This window comes from Arthrobacter sp. CP30 (assembly GCF_053470025.1).
In genome coordinates, this window is record NZ_JBQEMM010000009.1 from 15,587 (window position 1) to 32,508 (window position 16,922).

The 16,922-nt window shown below is 71.5% G+C and carries 17 protein-coding genes; 6 read left to right on the top strand and 11 right to left on the bottom strand.

The genetic code is table 11. The features are described 5' to 3' along the window. Positions 1–17: 17 nt before the first annotated feature. The 5 genes from ACTIMO_RS12325 to ACTIMO_RS12345 form a co-directional block, all read right to left on the bottom strand. Positions 18–257 carry a hypothetical protein gene (locus tag ACTIMO_RS12325; RefSeq protein WP_157365751.1) on the bottom strand — a complete coding sequence of 80 codons (240 nt, stop codon included), beginning with the start codon at positions 255–257 and terminating at the stop codon, positions 18–20. A 163-nt stretch (positions 258–420) separates the two neighbouring features. Next, positions 421–1,389: an NUDIX hydrolase gene (locus ACTIMO_RS12330; RefSeq protein WP_448182680.1), complete on the bottom strand. Its 969-nt coding sequence runs from the start codon at positions 1,387–1,389 to the stop codon at positions 421–423. Further along, positions 1,389–3,611 (bottom strand): RNA degradosome polyphosphate kinase, encoded by a 2,223-nt coding sequence (locus ACTIMO_RS12335; protein ID WP_448182595.1) that lies wholly within the window; start codon positions 3,609–3,611, stop codon positions 1,389–1,391. Before ACTIMO_RS12335 ends, ACTIMO_RS12330 begins: the two co-directional genes overlap by 1 nt. 75 nt (positions 3,612–3,686) lie before the next feature. Continuing rightward, positions 3,687–4,658: a mycothiol synthase gene (gene mshD / locus ACTIMO_RS12340; protein ID WP_448182596.1), complete on the bottom strand. Its 972-nt coding sequence runs from the start codon at positions 4,656–4,658 to the stop codon at positions 3,687–3,689. Positions 4,659–4,884: 226 nt separating this feature from the next. After that, positions 4,885–5,592, bottom strand: a complete 708-nt coding sequence (locus tag ACTIMO_RS12345; RefSeq protein WP_055767977.1) for a winged helix-turn-helix transcriptional regulator — start codon at positions 5,590–5,592, stop codon at positions 4,885–4,887. Between the two features lie 204 nt (positions 5,593–5,796). Here ACTIMO_RS12345 and ACTIMO_RS12350 point away from each other — a divergent pair, with 204 nt between their 5' ends. The 4 genes from ACTIMO_RS12350 to ACTIMO_RS12365 all read left to right on the top strand — a co-directional run bounded on the left by ACTIMO_RS12350 (position 5,797) and on the right by ACTIMO_RS12365 (position 8,977). Continuing rightward, on the top strand, positions 5,797–6,549 hold the full coding sequence (locus tag ACTIMO_RS12350) for a hypothetical protein (RefSeq protein WP_055767980.1): 753 nt from the start codon (positions 5,797–5,799) through the stop codon (positions 6,547–6,549). A 232-nt stretch (positions 6,550–6,781) separates the two neighbouring features. Beyond that, positions 6,782–7,381 carry an FABP family protein gene (locus ACTIMO_RS12355; protein WP_055767982.1) on the top strand — a complete coding sequence of 200 codons (600 nt, stop codon included), beginning with the start codon at positions 6,782–6,784 and terminating at the stop codon, positions 7,379–7,381. Positions 7,382–7,451: 70 nt separating this feature from the next. Next, complete coding sequence (gene ygfZ, locus ACTIMO_RS12360) at positions 7,452–8,543, top strand: CAF17-like 4Fe-4S cluster assembly/insertion protein YgfZ (RefSeq protein WP_448182597.1); 1,092 nt, start codon at positions 7,452–7,454, stop codon at positions 8,541–8,543. After that, positions 8,540–8,977 carry an ankyrin repeat domain-containing protein gene (locus tag ACTIMO_RS12365; protein WP_448182598.1) on the top strand — a complete coding sequence of 146 codons (438 nt, stop codon included), beginning with the start codon at positions 8,540–8,542 and terminating at the stop codon, positions 8,975–8,977. The genes ygfZ and ACTIMO_RS12365 overlap by 4 nt, the downstream gene beginning before the upstream one ends. A 54-nt stretch (positions 8,978–9,031) precedes the next feature. Here the strand turns inward: ACTIMO_RS12365 and ACTIMO_RS12370 are convergent, their stop codons facing one another. Both ACTIMO_RS12370 and ACTIMO_RS12375 read right to left on the bottom strand, forming a co-directional pair. Continuing rightward, positions 9,032–9,763, bottom strand: coding sequence for a GNAT family N-acetyltransferase (locus ACTIMO_RS12370; RefSeq protein WP_448182599.1), 732 nt, complete (start codon positions 9,761–9,763; stop codon positions 9,032–9,034). Next, the gene (locus ACTIMO_RS12375) at positions 9,760–10,785 is read right to left on the bottom strand and encodes a 6-phosphofructokinase (protein ID WP_055767992.1); all 1,026 of its coding nucleotides are present in this window, start codon (positions 10,783–10,785) and stop codon (positions 9,760–9,762) included. The genes ACTIMO_RS12370 and ACTIMO_RS12375 overlap by 4 nt, the downstream gene beginning before the upstream one ends. A gap of 236 nt (positions 10,786–11,021) precedes the next feature. Between ACTIMO_RS12375 and ACTIMO_RS12380 the strand changes: the two genes are divergently transcribed. Together ACTIMO_RS12380 and ACTIMO_RS12385 are read left to right on the top strand one after the other, a co-directional pair. Further along, complete coding sequence (locus ACTIMO_RS12380; protein WP_235498663.1) at positions 11,022–11,888, top strand: UbiA family prenyltransferase; 867 nt, start codon at positions 11,022–11,024, stop codon at positions 11,886–11,888. Continuing rightward, a complete protein-coding gene (locus tag ACTIMO_RS12385; protein ID WP_448182600.1) occupies positions 11,885–13,318 on the top strand; it encodes a phytoene desaturase family protein in 1,434 nt (477 codons plus the stop codon). Before ACTIMO_RS12380 ends, ACTIMO_RS12385 begins: the two co-directional genes overlap by 4 nt. Before the next feature lie 115 nt (positions 13,319–13,433). Here ACTIMO_RS12385 and ACTIMO_RS12390 read toward each other — a convergent pair whose 3' ends face one another. From ACTIMO_RS12390 to ACTIMO_RS12405, 4 genes are all read right to left on the bottom strand, one after another. Then, positions 13,434–14,231 (bottom strand): carotenoid biosynthesis protein, encoded by a 798-nt coding sequence (locus ACTIMO_RS12390; protein ID WP_422390448.1) that lies wholly within the window; start codon positions 14,229–14,231, stop codon positions 13,434–13,436. 82 nt (positions 14,232–14,313) lie between these two features. Further along, complete coding sequence (locus tag ACTIMO_RS12395) at positions 14,314–14,553, bottom strand: PspC domain-containing protein (protein WP_448182601.1); 240 nt, start codon at positions 14,551–14,553, stop codon at positions 14,314–14,316. A 141-nt stretch (positions 14,554–14,694) separates the two neighbouring features. Beyond that, positions 14,695–15,006, bottom strand: coding sequence for a hypothetical protein (locus ACTIMO_RS12400; RefSeq protein WP_422390446.1), 312 nt, complete (start codon positions 15,004–15,006; stop codon positions 14,695–14,697). Continuing rightward, positions 15,003–16,916: a PspC domain-containing protein gene (locus ACTIMO_RS12405; protein WP_448182602.1), complete on the bottom strand. Its 1,914-nt coding sequence runs from the start codon at positions 16,914–16,916 to the stop codon at positions 15,003–15,005. Before ACTIMO_RS12405 ends, ACTIMO_RS12400 begins: the two co-directional genes overlap by 4 nt. Positions 16,917–16,922 lie beyond the last annotated feature (6 nt).

The following is a 16,922-nucleotide window of genomic DNA, read 5'->3' on the forward strand; positions in this document are numbered from 1 at the left end:
CCCCTAGAGACGGACCCCTAGAGACGGACGTCGAGGAGTTCGCTGCAGACGTCGTCGCGCAGGATGAACGGGCGCGGTCGGTCGGCGTCGGCGCGCCGGCCGTACACGTAGTAGCCGCGTCCCTCCCCGGGGCCGCCGGCTGCGCGGTCGATCGCGTGCACGAGCCGTGGTGTCAGCGGCCCTGCCGGCCCGATGCTCCGGAGTTCCTCGATCTCGTGCGGTGCGAGTCCCCGCACAACGCCTCTCACATCGGCCATCCCTGCGGTTCCCGTCCGTCGGAGCGTGCTGTGCATGAGCTTCCGACCCTAGGGAAGGCTGATGAACCAGGCATGAACGGCGCGGGACCGGCGGATGATCCTCCGTGAACCGATCATCGTCGTGGCTGATCCGCACGGGTGCGCCCGGCACGAGTGTCGAGGTTCAGTCGTCGTACGCCCTGAACTGCTCCACCGAGACGATCCGCCCCTGATTGGCGCTGCTGACCTGGCAGATCACGGCCTCGCCGGGCGCCAGGTAGGGGTCCTCGACCGGCAGGAGGGCCCGGAGGGTACCGGTCATGTGGGTGCCGAGTACCGAGAAGACCAGGGGCAGCACGGGCCGATGGGTGCAGATCGCCACGGAGCGGCGCTTGTCGAACACCCGCTCGACGGCGGACCGCGCGCGCCCGGGCCTGCGGGCGGCGTCGTGCTCGGTCAGGGCATCCACGAGCTTCAGCTTCGCGCTGCGCTGGGTGACGTAGGGGGAGACGGTCTGGACGCACCGGACCCAGGGGCTGCTGACCACGCGCTCGGGATTCCAGGCCTGCAGCAGCCTGCCGACCGCGATCGCCTGGCGCCGGCCGGTGGCGGCGAGGGGACGCTCGCCCTCGGCACGGCTCCACGACGAGCGTGGCTTCGCCTTCGCGTGACGCACGACGATCAGCGGCCAGGTCTGCAGGTCCTTCGCGCGGTGCGCGGCGACCAGCGCGTCGAGCGGCTCGACGTCGGACGGGTTGCTGAGCATCGTCCGGGCCCGCTCCGGGGCGACCCACTCGAAGCCGTCCACCTCCTTGCCGTCGGGCACGGGCGTGAGCCGCTCGGTCCTCGCTGCCCAGTAGTGCACCGTCTTCCCACCAGATGTGACCGGATAGGTGATGGTCGCGAGCGGGATGCCGAGCTTGACGCTCACCCCCACCTCCTCGAACGTCTCGCGCACGGCGCACTCGGGCGTCGTCTCACCCGGATCGAGCTTCCCCTTGGGCCACGACCAGTCGCCGTAGCGCGGCCTGTGGATGATCAGGACCTCCAGGGATCCCTTCTCCACGCGCCAGCACAGCGTGCCCGCAGCGATGACCGTGGCGCCACTGCCCGGTGCGGTCTGGGCGGTCGCGTCCTTCGTCGACGTCGCCATCAGCGGCGCGACACCGCTCGCTGGCGCGCCCGGGAGGCGAGCAGCCACGACTGGATGTCCTCGAGCGGTGCGCCGCCGTCGTCCTTGTGGTGGCGGGTCCAGCAGCCCGTCTCGTCGAGGTGCCAACTGGAGACCCCCGGGTTCATGTAGCGGTCCATGAGGGTCATCAGGTAGGAGATGTCCTCCGGTGCGCTCAACTGGACGAGCGCCTCGACGCGACGGTCGAGGTTGCGGTGCATCATGTCCGCCGAGCCGATGAAGACGGCGGGCTCCCCGCCGTTGGCGAACGCGAAGACGCGGGAGTGCTCGAGGAACCGGCCGAGCACGGAGCGCACCGTCACGTTCTCGCTGAGTCCCGGGACGCCGGGGCGGACGGAGCAGATGCCGCGGACGATCACGTCGACCTGCACACCGGCCTGCGAGGCCCGGTAGAGCGAGTCGATGATGGCTTCGTCCACCATCGAGTTGACCTTGATGACCACCCGCGCGGCGAGACCGGCCTGCTTGTTGGCGATCTCCCGCTCGATGCGGTCGATCAGGCCCGAGCGGACCGAGCGCGGAGCGACGAGCAGGCGCTTGAACGTGGACTTCGGGGCGTACCCGGAGAGCTGGTTGAACAGCCTCGAGAGGTCCTGGCCCACCTGCTCGTTCGCCGTGAGGAGCCCGAGGTCCTCGTAGTACCGCGCCGTGCGGGGGTGGTAGTTGCCCGTGCCGATGTGGCAGTACCGGCGCAGCCCGTCGATCTCCTGACGCACCACGAGGGAGAGCTTGCAGTGCGTCTTCAGGCCCACGATCCCGTACACCACGTGCACGCCCGCCTGCTCGAGCTTCCGGGCCCAGGAGATGTTCGCCTGCTCGTCGAAGCGCGCCTTGATCTCGACGAGCGCGAGGACCTGCTTGCCGGCCTCCGCCGCGTCGATCAGGGCGTCGACGATCGGGGAGTCACCCGAGGTGCGGTACAGCGTCTGCTTGATGGCCTGCACCTTGGGGTCGGCCGCGGCCTGCTCCAGGAACGCCTGCACCGACGTCGAGAAGGAGTCGTAGGGGTGGTGCAGGAGGATGTCCCGGCGGCGCATGGCGGCGAAGACGTTCGCGGCCTTCGAGGTCTCGCTCTCGTTGAGGTGGCGGCTCGTGTGCGGGACGTGCTTCGGGTAGTGCAGGTCGCCGCGGTCGATCCCGGCGATGACGCTGAGTCCCCGGAGGTCCAGGGGGGCGGGGAGGTTGTACACCTCGTCCTCCTCGACGCCGAGCTCGCGCGACAGCAGGGCGCGGATGCTCGGATTGATGTCCGTGGTCACCTCGAGGCGCACCGGCGGACCGAAGCGGCGGCGGAGCAGCTCCTTCTCGAGGGCCTGCAGCAGGTTCTCGGCGTCGTCCTCCTCGACCTCGAGGTCCTCGTTGCGGGTCACGCGGAACAGGTGGTGCTCGAGCACCTCCATGCCGGGGAACAGCTGGTCGAGGTGGACGGCGATGACCTCCTCGAGCGGGATGAAGCGCGCGATCCGCCCGGCGACGTTCCCGGCACGCGGACCGTCCACGGACATGAGGCGCGGCAGCTGGTCCGGCACCTTGACGCGGGCGAAGAGCTCCTTCTCGCTGACCGGGTTGCGGACCACGACGGCGAGGTTGAGGGAGAGTCCGGAGATGTAGGGGAACGGGTGCGCGGGATCGACGGCGAGGGGCGTGAGGATCGGGAAGACCTTCTCCGCGAAGATCTTGTGCAGTTCCGCCCGCGCGGTTTCGTCGAGTTCCTGCCAGGTGGTGAGGTGGATCTGCTCCTCGGCGAGGGCCGGCCGGATGTGCTCGGCGAACACGGCCGCGTGGCGCTGCTGCAGCTGGTAGCCGTCCTGCATGATCTTCTCGAGCTGCTCGATGGGGCTGAGTCCCGCGGCCGAGGGGACGGCGAGACCGGTCGCGATGCGGCGCTTCAGCCCGGCGACACGGACCATGAAGAACTCGTCGAGGTTGGACGCGAAGATGGAGAGGAAGTTGACCCGCTCCAGCAGGAAGAGCTCGGGGTCCTCCGCGAGTTCGAGCACGCGGGCGTTGAAGTCGAGCCAGCTGATCTCACGGTCGAGGAAGCGGTCCGGCCGGATGTCGCCGGAGGGCAGGAGGCTCGGAGCGAACTCGGGGATGTCGATGCGGTCCTGCGTCGCCCGGGCCGGAGCCGTCTCGGACGAGCCGTAGAGCGAGGCACCCCGGGGTGTGGTCTTCGAATCCATGGCGTCTCCTGCAGGTGGGCGGGCATCATCGCGTACCCCGCCCTGATCGGGCAGGGGTACGCCTCGAAAATAACCTTACAAGGTGGCCTGCGCCGCGGTTGGCGCGTACATGACGTCCACGTCCCACCGGGTGAAACCGAGGGTGCGGTACAGCGCGACGGCGGCGGTGTTGTCCGCGTCGACGTAGAGCATGATCGCCTGCAGGCCCTTGCCGTGCAGGTGGTCGATCCCCGCGATGGTCAGCGCCTTGCCGAGGCCCGTGCCCTGCGCCTCGGGCGCCACCCCGACGACGTAGACCTCGCCCATGGCCGGATGCCCGCCGGTGCCCGGGTGGACCTTCGTCCAGTGGAAGCCGAGCAGGGTGTCGTCCGCGGACCGCACGGCGAGCAGGAAGCCCTCGGCGTCGAACCAGTCCTCGTCCAGGCGTGCCTCGAGGTCCGCGCGCGTCGTCGCGCCCTGTTCCGGGTGGTGCGCGAAGGCGGCGGCGTTGACGGCGAGCCAGGCCTCCTCGTCCCGAGCGCGGACGAAGGGACGCAGCACGACGCCGTCGGGCAGGCGCAGGGCGGGGACCGACTGCTCGACGGCGGCGCGCGTGAGCCGCATGCGCCAGAGTTCCCGCACGGGTGCGTACCCGAAGCGCGCGGCGAGATCGGCGGCCGCCGAATGGTTGCCGTGGGACCAGCCCCGGAGATCGGTGATCCCTTCGGCGAGGACGGCCTCGATCAACGCCGTTCCTGCGCCCTCCCCCCGGCAGTCCGGCCCGACGACGAGTTCCAGGACGGAGCCGTCGCCCGACCCGCGGGTGATCACGGCGACACCGGCCAGATCGCTGTCCGGCTGGCCCGCGGAGCGCGCGGTGATGACGAGCAGTCGCTCGCCGGCGTCCTCGGCCCGCAGCGTGACGAGGGTCTGCTCCGAGAGGGGAGGGTTGCCGTCGGCCTCGGAGGCTGCCGCGGCCAGGCGGCGGATCTCCTCGAGGGTCGCGGCCGCCGGCGCGCCGGCGATCCTGTCGACGGACCAGGTGGGTGTGTGCTCGACGGCGGTCATGCGCCCAGCCTAGCCCTGCCCCGGTCGGTGCCGGTTTGCCGGTCGCCCGGGCGTGGGGTAATGTCGTGACCTGCTCGAGGGGGATGCACCAGTGGGGTGCCCGCGATACGTTCGACCCGTATGTCCTCCACCATGGTCCCGTCACCGGGACAGCGAAACCCCCTTCCACCCGTGGTGGAAGGGGGTTTCGTCGTTCCCGCGGGGAAAGGTGTCCGCGCGGACCCGGTCAGGCGTCCTGGTTGACCGAGCTGCGGTCCTCGGGGAGACGGGTGAGTGTGAACCGGTACCCGACGTTGCGCACGGTGCCGATGAGCTGCTCGTGGTCCGAGCCCAGCTTCGCCCGGAGGCGCCGCACGTGCACGTCGACGGTGCGCGTGCCTCCGTAGTAGTCGTAGCCCCAGACCTCGTGCAGGAGCTGGTCGCGGGTGAAGACGCGGCCGGGGTGCTGCGCCAGGTACTTCAGGAGCTCGAACTCCTTGTAGGTCAGGTTGAGCGGCTCGCCGCCGACCCGTGCCGTGTAGCTGGCCTCGTCGATGACCACCCCGGAGGCGTGGATCTCGGTGCTGGTCTCCTCGCCGGCAGCGGCGGACCTCGCGATGACCAGGCGCAGCCGGGCCTCGACCTCCGCTGGCCCCGCGGAGTCGAGGACGACGTCGTCGGCGAGCCAGTTGGCCGCGACGGCGGCCATGCCGCCTTCCGTCAGGACGAGGACCAGGGGCGCACTCAGGCCCGTCGCCTTCAGCAGCTGGGTCAGCGACCGGGCGCCCACGAGGTCCTTCCGCGCGTCCACGAGGACGACGTCGCACGGTTCCGTCTCGAGGAGGGCCGTGGGCTCGGCCGCGAGGATGTGCACCTTGTGGTTCAGCAGTTCGAGGGCCGGCAGGATGTCGACGGACGAACCGGTGGTGTTCGTGAGCATCAGGATGTGCGGCATGTGTCCTCCACGGGTCGGGAATGCGCATCATCGGGCAGCGGCGCCACCGCCCCCTGGACGGGTGGGCGAGGCGGGTAGAGATGTGGGCAAGTATAGCCGCAGGCCTCCCCGGCCTGTGATGCGGCGCACGCGACGCTCCCCCAAGGCCGGGCGTCCCGCCACCGTTTTTCCCGCCGCCCGAGGACGTAGGGCAGTATTGCTGGGATGAAGAGGACGAGTGTGGCCGTAGCGGCAGGGGCCGCGTCGGGGGCGACGGCGGCGATCGTCGGAGCCTCCTATGTCTCGTTGCCGTCGGTGGCGATCGTCACCGGGCTGCTGTGCGTCGTCGCGGCGATCGGCTGGCCCGCGATCCTCCGGGTACCCGCCCGGAAGAGCCAGGCCGCGGCGATCGGGTCGAGCGCCCTGCTGGCCGTCGTCCTCACGTCCGTCGATCCCGGGCCGTCCTTCCTGACCTGGTTCCCCGCCTCGGTGGCCCTCGGTGTCGGGGCCGTCTTCATGATCCAGCTGATCCGCGGTACGGGACAGAGTTACCGCCTGGAATCGACGCTCGGGGCGAGTTCGGGGGTGATCGCCGTGGCCATGGGATCGGGCTGGGTGGCTGCCGACCGGCTGGGGGTGAACGCCGCCGATTCGGGTGTCCTCCTCGTCACGGGGGTGAGCGTCGTCATCGCGATCGCCGTGTGCCTCCTGCCCCTGCCCGACCGCCTCGTGGCTCCCGCCGCCGTCGTGCTCGCAGGTCTCGCCGGTCCGCTGGGTGCACTCCTGTTCACCGACGTCCCGGCTCTTCCCGCCGCCGTGGTCGGGGTGGCGTGCGGCGCGGTCCTCGCCGGCACCCGCCGTCTCCTGGTGGCCCGCGAGTCTCCCCTCGACACCACCGCGGCGATCGCCGCGGGCGTGGCCCCGGTACTGGCCCTCGGCGCCGTCGTGTACTTCCTCGAGAAGCTGCTCCTGGCCTGATCGTCGTCCGACAGGGCGTGCCGGCGGTCCTCCCGGGAAGCCGTCCCCGCTGCGGCGAGCACGTCCCGGCACGTCGGCGCCCCGCGCTAGGATGGTGGCATGTCCATCCTCGCTCTTGAAATCTTCTTCATCTCGCTGCTGGTCCTCGCCGGTCTCGGCATGGCCGGTTTCGCAGCCCTCGTGATCACGCGCCTCTACAAGGGCCAGAAGTAGCCGATCGGCCCGGAGCCCCATGTCGATCGATCTGCCTACCGACCTCACGCCCGAGCTCGTCCCGCTGTCGTGGCTTCTCGGAACCTGGGAGGGCACCGGGATGCTCGGTGAGGGGACCGCTGAATCGGAGCGCTTCTCGCAGCGTGTCGTCTTCTCCCAGCACGGCCTTCCCTTCCTGCAGTACAGCGCCGAGTCCTGGCTCATCGACGAGCAGGGTGCGCAGTTGCGCCCGCTCTCGGTGGAGACGGGTTTCTGGTCGCTGGAGCGCAAGCTCGACGACTCCGACGTCGGCCCGGGCCTGAACCCCGCAGACATCGTCCCCGCCCTGAAGAGCGCCGACGAGGTGGAGCAGTTCCGCAACGACGCCGGCGGGTTCGACATCACGGCGACCATCGTGCACCCCGGCGGCATCGCCGAGCTGTACTACGGCAGCATCAAGGGTCCGCAGATCCAGTTGAGCACGGACCTCGTGATGCGCGGACAGCACTCGAAGGAGTACACCGCGGCCACGCGTCTGTTCGGTCTGGTGGAGGGTGATCTCTACTGGCGCTGGGACGTCGCGGCGGACGGCAACGCGCTGGAGGCGCACGCGTCGGCGATCCTCAAGAAGTCGTCCTGACCCTGCCGCCCGTCCGGCTGCCGCCCGCACCACCGCAGGAATAGTCACGCCCGGGAGGCGTTACATGGTCATGACCGAACCCAGCCCACTCCTTGCCCGTCCCGGCGCCGTCGGAGGCGGGGGAGCGGACGCCCTCGTCGCGTCCCACTACGGGGATCCCTTCCGTGAGCAGCGTGTCCTCGTCGAGGGGAAGGCCGTCGTCGACCTCTCGCACCGCGGTGTCGTCACGGTCGCCGGACCGGACCGGTTGAGCTGGCTCAACACCCTGTCCTCCCAGCTGCTGCTCGGGCTGCGGCCCGGGCAGAGCTCGGAGACCCTGCTGCTCACCGTGCAGGGGCGCATCGAGTACTCGATCCACATCGTCGACGACGGAACCACGGCCTGGCTGATCACCGAGGGTGGGGAGTCCGCACCGCTCGCCGCCTGGCTCGAGCGCATGAAGTTCATGCTGCGGGTGGAGGTGGCGGACGCCACGTGGGAGTGGGCCGTGCTCGGAGCCACCCGGGCGCTGCCCGAGCTGGGACATGACGTCGTCGTCTGGGAGGATCCCTGGCCCGCCGTCGGCGCAGGTGGGTACGCGTACTCCACGGTCGAGGCCGGCGCGCACCCCGGCCGCGAGCGCCCCTGGTTCGAGTACCTCGTACCCCGCGGAACACTGGACACGACCGTGGCCCGGACGGGCCTCGCCCTGGCCGGTTCGTCGGCCGCGGAAGCCCTGCGGATCGCCGCCTGGCGGCCCCGGCCCGGGTTCGAGACCGACGAGAAGACCATCCCGCACGAACTCGACCTCATGCGTACCGCCGTGCATCTCGCCAAGGGCTGCTACAAGGGTCAGGAGACCGTCGCGCGCGTGCACAACCTCGGGCATCCTCCGCGGCGCCTGACCTTCCTGCACCTCGACGGCAGCCAGCACACGCTTCCCGTGGCGGGCAGCCCGGTGCTCAGCGAGGGCAGGACCGTGGGCCGGGTCACCTCCGTCGGTCACCACTACGAGATGGGCCCCATCGCCCTCGCCGTCCTCAAGCGGTCCGTCGACGCCTCCGCGGACCTCCTGGTGCAGGACGGGGACGAGCTCTACGCCGCGGCGCAGGAGGTCATCGTCGCGCCTGACGCCGGCCAGGTGGTCGGACGCGCCACGGGCTTCCTGAGGGCACCGCGGTGACCGGTGTCCAGGGCGGGCCGGGCGACGCCGGGCGGCAGGGGGCGGCGGGCGACGACGGAGCGGCGGCGGCCATCGCCCTGGCGCATGCCCTGTTCGACGCCGCGCGGCAGGGCGACGGCCCGACGCTCACCCGCTACCTCGACGCCGGGGTGCCCTACACGCTGACCAACACGGCGGGCGACAGCCTGCTCATGCTGGCCGCCTACAGCGGGCATCCCGCGATCGTCCGTGACCTGCTGGCGCGCGGGGCCGACGCCGGCCAGGCGAACGACCGCGGGCAGACCCCGCTGGCAGGCGCCGTCTTCAAGGGTCACACGGAGGTCGCGCGGCTGCTCCTCGACGCGGGAGGGGACCCGGACGCCGGTGCCCCGTCCGCCCGGGCCGCAGCGGAGCTGTTCGGCCGGACCGAGCTCATGGCCCTGTTCGACGGGTGACCGCCTGCGGGTACCCGTCAGCAGGGTGCCCGCCGTTCCGGCCTGCCGGGAGGATCACTTCGCGTCGAGGATGACCGACGTCTGGGTCCCGGCGTAGGCGAATCCCGCCCGCAGCGCGGTGCGCTGCGATGCCGTGTTGTCCGTCCGGGCGCGCCACTGGGGCACCAGGCCGGCAGCCATGGACTCCTCCACCGCCACGGCTGCGATGCGCTGGGCGTAGCCCTTCCGCCGTTCGTCGGGCGGGGTGATGACGGCGAGGTGCGCGAGGATCCCCTCCCAGATGTCGTAACCCGCCCCGGCCAACGACACCGGCCGGCCCGCTGCCGGCTCGCCGTCGCCCTCCACCAGCACGAAAGGGTGCTCCGACTCGCTGAGGCCGGCTTCCGCGACATCGTCGGGCGGGCACCGGCGTTCGAGATCGAGGACGAGATCCCGCTCGCCCGACACCACCGCCGGAGGGCCGTCGAAGCGGGGCAGCGCGTCGCAGAAGTACAGCCGTGCCTCGCCGAGTCCCCGGCCGCCGTGGTCGCGGCTCAGGGAGAGCAGGGTCGAGTGGCTCCGGAGGTCGGGACCCGTCAGCGTCCTGCCCGCGTCGACCGCCCACCGCGGGCCCTTCAGGATCTCGCGGCCGAACAGGGTCACGAAGGTCAGGACGCCGGTGTCGTCGTCCACGCTGTAGAGGCGATCGCCGCCGTCGTCCTCGAGGGCGCCGTCCTCCAGTCCGAGAAGCCGTGACCAGGCGAGCCGGATGATCGAGACGGTGCCGGGATCGAGTTCCACGATCACCCGAAGAGGATGGCGGCTTCGTCGTAGCGGTGCTGCGGAACCCGCTTCAGATTGCCGAGTGCGGCCTCGAAGCCCACGTGGGCGATCTCCGTGCCGTTGAGCGAGACCATCGTGCCCCACAGCTCGTCCTTGACGGAATCCACTGCCGCCATACCGAGGCGCGTGGCGAGGACGCGGTCGAAGGACGTCGGCACACCGCCGCGCTGGATGTGTCCGAGGATGGTGGCGCGGGTCTCGATGCCCGTGCGCGACTCCAGCTCGGGTGCGAGCTGGTCGGCGATGCCGCCGAGGCGGGGGCGGCCGAAGGTGTCCAGTCCGCGTTCGGAGTGGGCCTGCTCCATGTGCGAGGGCACGAAGCCCTCCGCGACGACCACGAGGGGCGCGCGGCCTCGGGCGTTGGCGTCGGAGACCCATTCGGCGATCTGCTCGATACTCGTCTGCTGTTCGGGGATGAGGATGGCGTGGGCGCCGGAGGCCATGCCGGCGTGCAGGGCGATCCACCCGACATGGCGCCCCATGACCTCGGCGATCATGCAGCGGCTGTGGGATTCGCCGGTGGTGCGCAGGCGGTCGATCGCCTCGGTGGCGATCTGCACGGCCGTGTCGAAGCCGAAGGTGTAGTCGGTGGCGTCGAGGTCGTTGTCGACCGTCTTGGGAACGCCCACGATCTTGAGGCCGAGGTCCGTCAGCCGCTTGGCGGCGGCCAGCGTGCCCTCGCCGCCGATCGCGATCACCGCGTCGATGCCCAACCGGTCGAGATTGGCCTTGATGGCCTCCGCGCCGCCCTTGCCCTCGAAGGGGTTGGTGCGCGAGGTGCCGAGGATGGTGCCGCCCTGCTTGGAGATGCCCCGCACGGCGTGGCGGGGGAGGTCGACGACGTCGCCCTCGACGACGCCGCGCCACCCGTCCCGGAATCCTACGAACTCCTGGTCGTACGTCTTGATGCCCTTGAGCACGGCGCCACGGATGACGGCGTTGAGCCCGGGGCAGTCGCCGCCGCTGGTGAGGATTCCGATCTTCATGGGGGGTGGGTTTCCTTCGGAGAGGGGGTGGGTGGTCCGTCAGGAGCACGCCGTCGGGCCCGCCTATGATTCTAGACACACCCCGGCCCGGCCACCCGAACGCGTCACACCAGGCCCGGACCCCCTGCCGGTCCGGCGTCGGGTCTGCCGGGGAGCACGTAGGCTGGGACGGACCGGCGCACGGCGGACCGAGTCCCGCCGAGCGTTCACCCGCAGGTCCGAGGAGGACACCAGCAGTGCCCCAGGCAGGTTTTGCGCCAGCGGCGCTGCGCATGGTCCACATCTCCCGGCCGGTCCTCTGGATCAACACGCTGGGCACCGGAGTCGTGGGGCTGTGGCTCACCGGGTCGTTCTGGCAGTGGGAGGCCCTGGCGCTCCTGGTCTGGCTCACGCTGCCGTTCAATCTCCTCATCTACGGCGTCAACGACATCTTCGACCAGGACACCGACGCGCTCAACCCGCGCAAGGGCTCCCTCGAGGGGGCGCTCATCAGGGCGTCGGAGGTCCGCGCCATCTGGATCGCGGTCCTCGCGACCAACCTGCCGTTCCTCGCGTGGTTCGCCGTCACGCTGCCTCCTGCGGCGCTCGCCTGGATCGCGGCCTACGCCCTGGTGTTCGTCTTCTACTCGGCGCCACCCCTGCGCTTCAAGGCGCGTCCCTGCCTCGATTCGATCAGCAACGCGGCCTACGCCTTCCCCCTCGTGATCGTGCCCTATGCCCTGGGTGCCGAACCGGTCTGGGCGGCCGCCGTCGGCCTGATGGCCTGGAGCGCGGCGAAACACACCTACGACGCCGTCCAGGACATCGACGAGGACAGGGGCGTGGGGATCACGACGACGGCGGTCCGGCTCGGGCCGCGCGGGGTCGTCGCGTGGAGCGGTGCGTGGTGGGCCGTCTCCACCGTGTGCTTCGCGCTCGTCAACATCCCGGTCGCCGTCGTGAACGCGCTGATCGCCGGGTGGCTCCTCTGGGGGCTGTGGCGTGATCCGCGGCCCGAGACCGGCCACCGGCTCTACCGCTACTCCATCGCCTTCCCCTATGTGGCGGGCACGGTGGCGGGCGTCCAGCTCGTCGTCGCCCTCACGCTGGGCCTCTACCGATGAGCCGCGTCGTCGTCGTCGGAGGCGGGATCGGTGGTCTCACCGCCGCCGCGCTCCTCGGCCGCGCGGGTCACAGCGTCACGCTGCTCGAGGCGACGGACCACGTGGGCGGCAAGAGTCGCCGTATCGAGGTGGACGGCCAGCGCATGGACACGGGGCCGTCGCTGTTCACCTTCCCGACGGTCTGGTGCGAGCTGCTGGACCTGCTCGACGCCGTCACCCCGGCTTCCGCCGATCCCGCACCGGCCGCCGCCGAGGCCGGCCTCGATCTCGAGCGCCTGGCCGAGGTCGGCACCTACTACTACCGCGGGGAGGCCTGTCCGCTGCCCGTCCCCCCGGGACACCCGTGGCACGAGGCCTGGGAACGCTTCGCCGCCGAGCACGGTGTGCTGGGCGGCGACGTCTCACGCCTGCTGACGACCGGTCCGCTCGACCGCCGGTCCCACCCGGCGCTGGCGAAGCTCGCGGGCCTCTACGGGCGCCGCCTCACCACCCGCAGCTACCTCGACAGCCTCGACTGGCTGCCCGAGGGGCTGCGGGAGGTCATCGCGATCCACACCCTCAACGCCGGGGTCAGTCCCACCCGGACGCCCGCCCTCTATGCGAGCATGCCGGCGATCATGGCGCACGACGGCGTCTGGATCCCGCGCGGTGGCATCTACGAGCTCGTGCGCGCCCTGGAGCGACTGGCCGTCGGCGCCGGGGTCGAGATCCGCACCGGGGAGCCCGCACGGCGGATCGGCCGGCGGCGCGTGGTCACGGCGGAGGGGACGTACCCGGCCGACGCCGTCGTCAGTGGCCTCGACGCCCATCGGCTCGCGGGGCTGCTGGCCGGTCGTCGTCCCAGGACGCCGCGCAGACTCACCTGTTCCGCCGTCGGGGTGTACGCGGTCCTCTCGCGCCCGCTTCCCGGGGGGACCCCGCGACACGGCGTCATCATGCCGGACGATCCCGCGGCACTCTACGCGAGCCTCGAGGAAGGCTGCGAGCCGGAGCAGACCATGGCGTTCGCCAACTACTATCCCGCCGACGAGGTGTATCCCAACCGGTCGGCGACCCTCGCCCTGCTCCTCACCGCGCCGGCGAACAGCCGGACCTACACGCTCGAGGATCCCTTCGTCCGGCGGGAGCTGGATCGCACCACCAGCGTCCTCGGCCTGCCCGAGCCCCTCGAGAACTACGTCGCGTCGTCGACGGTGCTCGACCCCGGATACTTCGGCGAGCGGGGGTCGGCCGGCGGGGCGCTGTACGGCGCTGTGCACCCGGCCTGGATGAGCGGACCGTTCCATGTCCCGCCGTACTCGGACCCGCTGCGGCCCTGGCTGTGGCGCGTCGGTGCGTCCGTGCACCCGGGAGGTGGGCTGCCCGCCGTCCTCGGCGGGGCCATGATGTCCACGCAGAAGCTGCTGGCGCGGCTGGGACCGGTCGCCTAGGGACTCCACCGGCGCGCAATCGACCGGGCTCCGCCTCTCGGCACGGGATGCGGGACGCGAGCGGTTCAGGCGGTCGGATCGTCCACCCGGTCGCGTGGACCCCAGGGGCGGCCTGTCAGCCGGCGTGTGCGGGGGCGCCGGAGGCCTGCGGGGCTGCGATGGTCCGGGTCAGCTGCAGCCGGCGGCGGACGATGCCGGCGATGAGCACCGCGGCGAGGACGGCCGGGAACGCGAGGCCGGAGAAGATGCACACACCGAGCCAGAGGAACATCGACACGAGTAGGCTGTCGAGCAGACCGGGCCGGAGCGGCTGATCGGTGATGCGCCGCCCGCCGATCAGCGCCACGAGTGCCGATGCGATGAGTCCGGAGATGAGCCAGCCGCCGTAGTTGGAGAGCGGTACGCCGTAGTAGGGGCCGCCACCGGGCCAGATCCAGAATCCGAGGGCCACGGCGCCCGGGTCGAGCACGCCGTCGATCACGACCAGCAGGAGGCCGCCGAGGAGGATCCTCCGCAGGAGGGAACCCGCGCCCGACACCATGGCCACGGCTCCGATGACGAGGGGCACGTAGGACAGCGGCAGCAGGTACGGGACGAGGCCGAGGATCGTCGGCCCCATGGCGCTGCCGTAGTAGAACTCGCCGTAGGGGACACCCGTGGCCACCCCGAATCCTTCGATCAGGTAGCCGAAGACCGACACCGCGACCAGCGTCGCGGCGCCGCGTACGGCACCGAACTGGTGGACGAGGGCGACGAAGGCGGGAAGCGCGATGAGGAGGTTGAAGCCGTAGGACGCGTATTCGGCACCCTCGACGTCGGGGAACCGCACCACGAAGTAGCCGGAGACGAAGAGGAACGCGCAGGCGACGACGAGCAGGCGGGGGAAGCTTCGGGCAGCTGAGGTCTTCGGCACGGCATCCATCCTTGCAGGTCACGGAGAAGGACGGGGCATCGTCCCCGAAGGCCCCGTCCCCGTCACGCCCGTCCTGGCGGTGTCAGCGGCTCAGTGCCTTCTCCAGTGCGATCGTGCCGTCCGTCGTCGGCAGCAGCAGCCAGAGCACCGCGTAGAGGGGGAGGCCGATGAACGGGAGCAGGAAGCTCAGCAGCATCGCGATGCGGACGTAGCTCACCCGCCAGCCGTACTCCCGCGCGATACCTGAGGCGATGCCGCCGAGGATTCCCCCCGGTGCGCGCTTGATGGGGAAGGAGCGGAGGATGCGGTAGAAGGACTGCATGGTGTGCCTTTCGGGTTCTGGCCGTGGCGGCCGTGTCTGTCGGTCGGTGAATCGGGGTGGTGCCCCGGCGGTGCCGGGGGTGGTGCCGGGGGTGGTGCCGGGGGTGGTGCTCCGCCTGATGCGGGGATCCGGTGCTCCGCTTCAGTATGCCGTGGGGGAATATGGGCCCTGGCCTGCGGACGGGAGGTCGTCGTCGCCCTCGAACGACGCGATACCCGCGCTGTCCCCGTCCTGGTGACCGATCGGTGTGCCGCGTCCGCGCAGGGACAGAAGGCCTCCCGCGACGAGGGCGAGTCCGACGCCGACCAGGAGGCCCAGGGCCACCACCACCGGATCGATGGACAGGGTCACGAACTGGCCCGCGAGCAGGAGCCCGGCGACGGTCAGGATGACCATTCCCCAGACGACGGTGACGAGGCGCGCTCGGCGCGGAGGGGTGATGGCGGTGCTCATGGGGTGTCTCCTGTGGGGGTGGGTGCGCTGGTCCCGGGTGCCGGGCTGTCCGACGGCGACGCCGTCACGATGGTGACGTCGCTGAGGGCGCCCCTCACGTCCAGCACGATGGCGGGACCGGACGCGTCCGGGTTGAGATCGCGGTTGTCCAGCTGCAGGACGCCGCCGTCGCTCCGGAACTCCGGTGCCGCCGCATCGTCGACGGCGGTCCCGCGGGCTTCCGCGGCACCGAGTGCCATGCGGCTCCGGACCTCCACGGGGATGTCGCCCGGGACGATCACGGTGACCTCGCTGACGAGCGCGTTGACCGGCACGACGACGTCCCGGGTGGGGCGACGGACGTCCGAGAGGTCGATCGTGCTCTGGGCCGCCAGGATGCTGTAGCCGTCGGCCGCGCCGGCAAGTGCTGCGGGCGCCGTCCGGCTCTCCTGCGCGACGATCCACGTTCCACCCATCACCGAGAAGGACGCGATCAGCCCGCCGAGGAGGGCCAGGGTGGCGGCCACTCCGACAAGACCCGACGTGCGCCCCCGCAGCCCGAGGACGATCACGCCGAGGGCGAGCACGACGGCGGCTGCGGCGCAGGCCACGACCGCTGCATCGGTGACGGCGAGGGCGCCAAGGTAGTCGGCGGCCAGCACGGCAGCCGCGACGACGAGGGCGCCGCCGATGAGCAGCGCCGTGGCGGGCCCCGACGGGCGGCTCGGACGGATGCGGACGGACCGTGGTGCGCGGAGGGCGACAGGACCTGTCCCCGGCCCCGCTCCAGAGGGAGCGGGGAAGGGTGCAGAGGACCCGGGACCCGTCCAGCCCGGCCCCGCCGTGTCGGCGGCGTAGGGGAAGGGGCCGGGAAGGGGGCGGGTCAGGGTGTCCGGACGATAGGGCAGGGGGACGGTGCGGTCGTCATGGTCCTCCGTGACCGGGTCATCGCCCTCCGTGGCGACCGGTGCTGCTCCGCCCGACCGGATCGGGGATCCGGTTCCTGTCCCCGGTGCCGCGCCCGGAGCGGTGGAGAAGGACGCGGCACCGGACGGCGTACTTCCGGACGGCCCGGTATCGGTCGTGTCCGGGGCGGCCCCGCTCGCCGCCGCGGATTCCGGTCCGTCCGGATGTGGTGCGATGGGCACGGGTCCGGTGGGCGGTGGTCCGGCAGGCGCGGAACCGGAGGCCGCGGAGTTCGACGGTGCCGGTCCGAAGGGCTGCGACGGCCCGGACCCGGGTGCACCGAAGCCTGGCCCGCCGAAGCCCGGCCCGCCCGCTCCGGGTCCGCCGAAGCCTGGCCCCCCGAAGCCTGGTCCGCCCGCTCCGGGTCCGCCGGAGCCTGGTCCGCCGAAGCCCGGTTCACCGGAGCCCGGCCCGCCCGCTCCGGGACCTCCGGAAGCGGGCCCGGCCCCGGGCCCCTGGAAGCCGGGCCCCCCGGGCCGGCCCTTGCCACTGTTCCGATTGACGATCCAGTAGACGAAGAGGACCACCGCGCCGATCCAGAAGAGCGTCCAGAGGAGGCCGCCCGTCCCGCCGTCGCCGAACAGCGGGATGTTGGGACGCAGCAGGCCGATCGCCACGAGGGCCGCTGCGCCGGTGAGGCCGGACGTCCACGACCCCCGGCCGGCCTGCTCCACGTGGATGCGCCCGTCCGGTTCGGGCAGCAGTGCCCAGGCCAGGCCGTACAGCAGCACGCCGATCCCGCCGAAGACCGAGAGGATCAGGATGAGCCCCCGGACGAGGGCCTGGTCGAGGCCCGTACGCCGGGCGATCCCCCCGGAGACGCCCCCGACCCATCGATCGGGTGCCCGGGTGATGTCGAGTCCACGGATCCAGCGAAAGAACGAAGAGGAGGCGGGAGGTCCCGCGGTCGGTGCGGCCGGTTCGTGCTGCCAGGACGGCCCGCCTGGGGTGGGTGCTGAGGTCATGCCTCC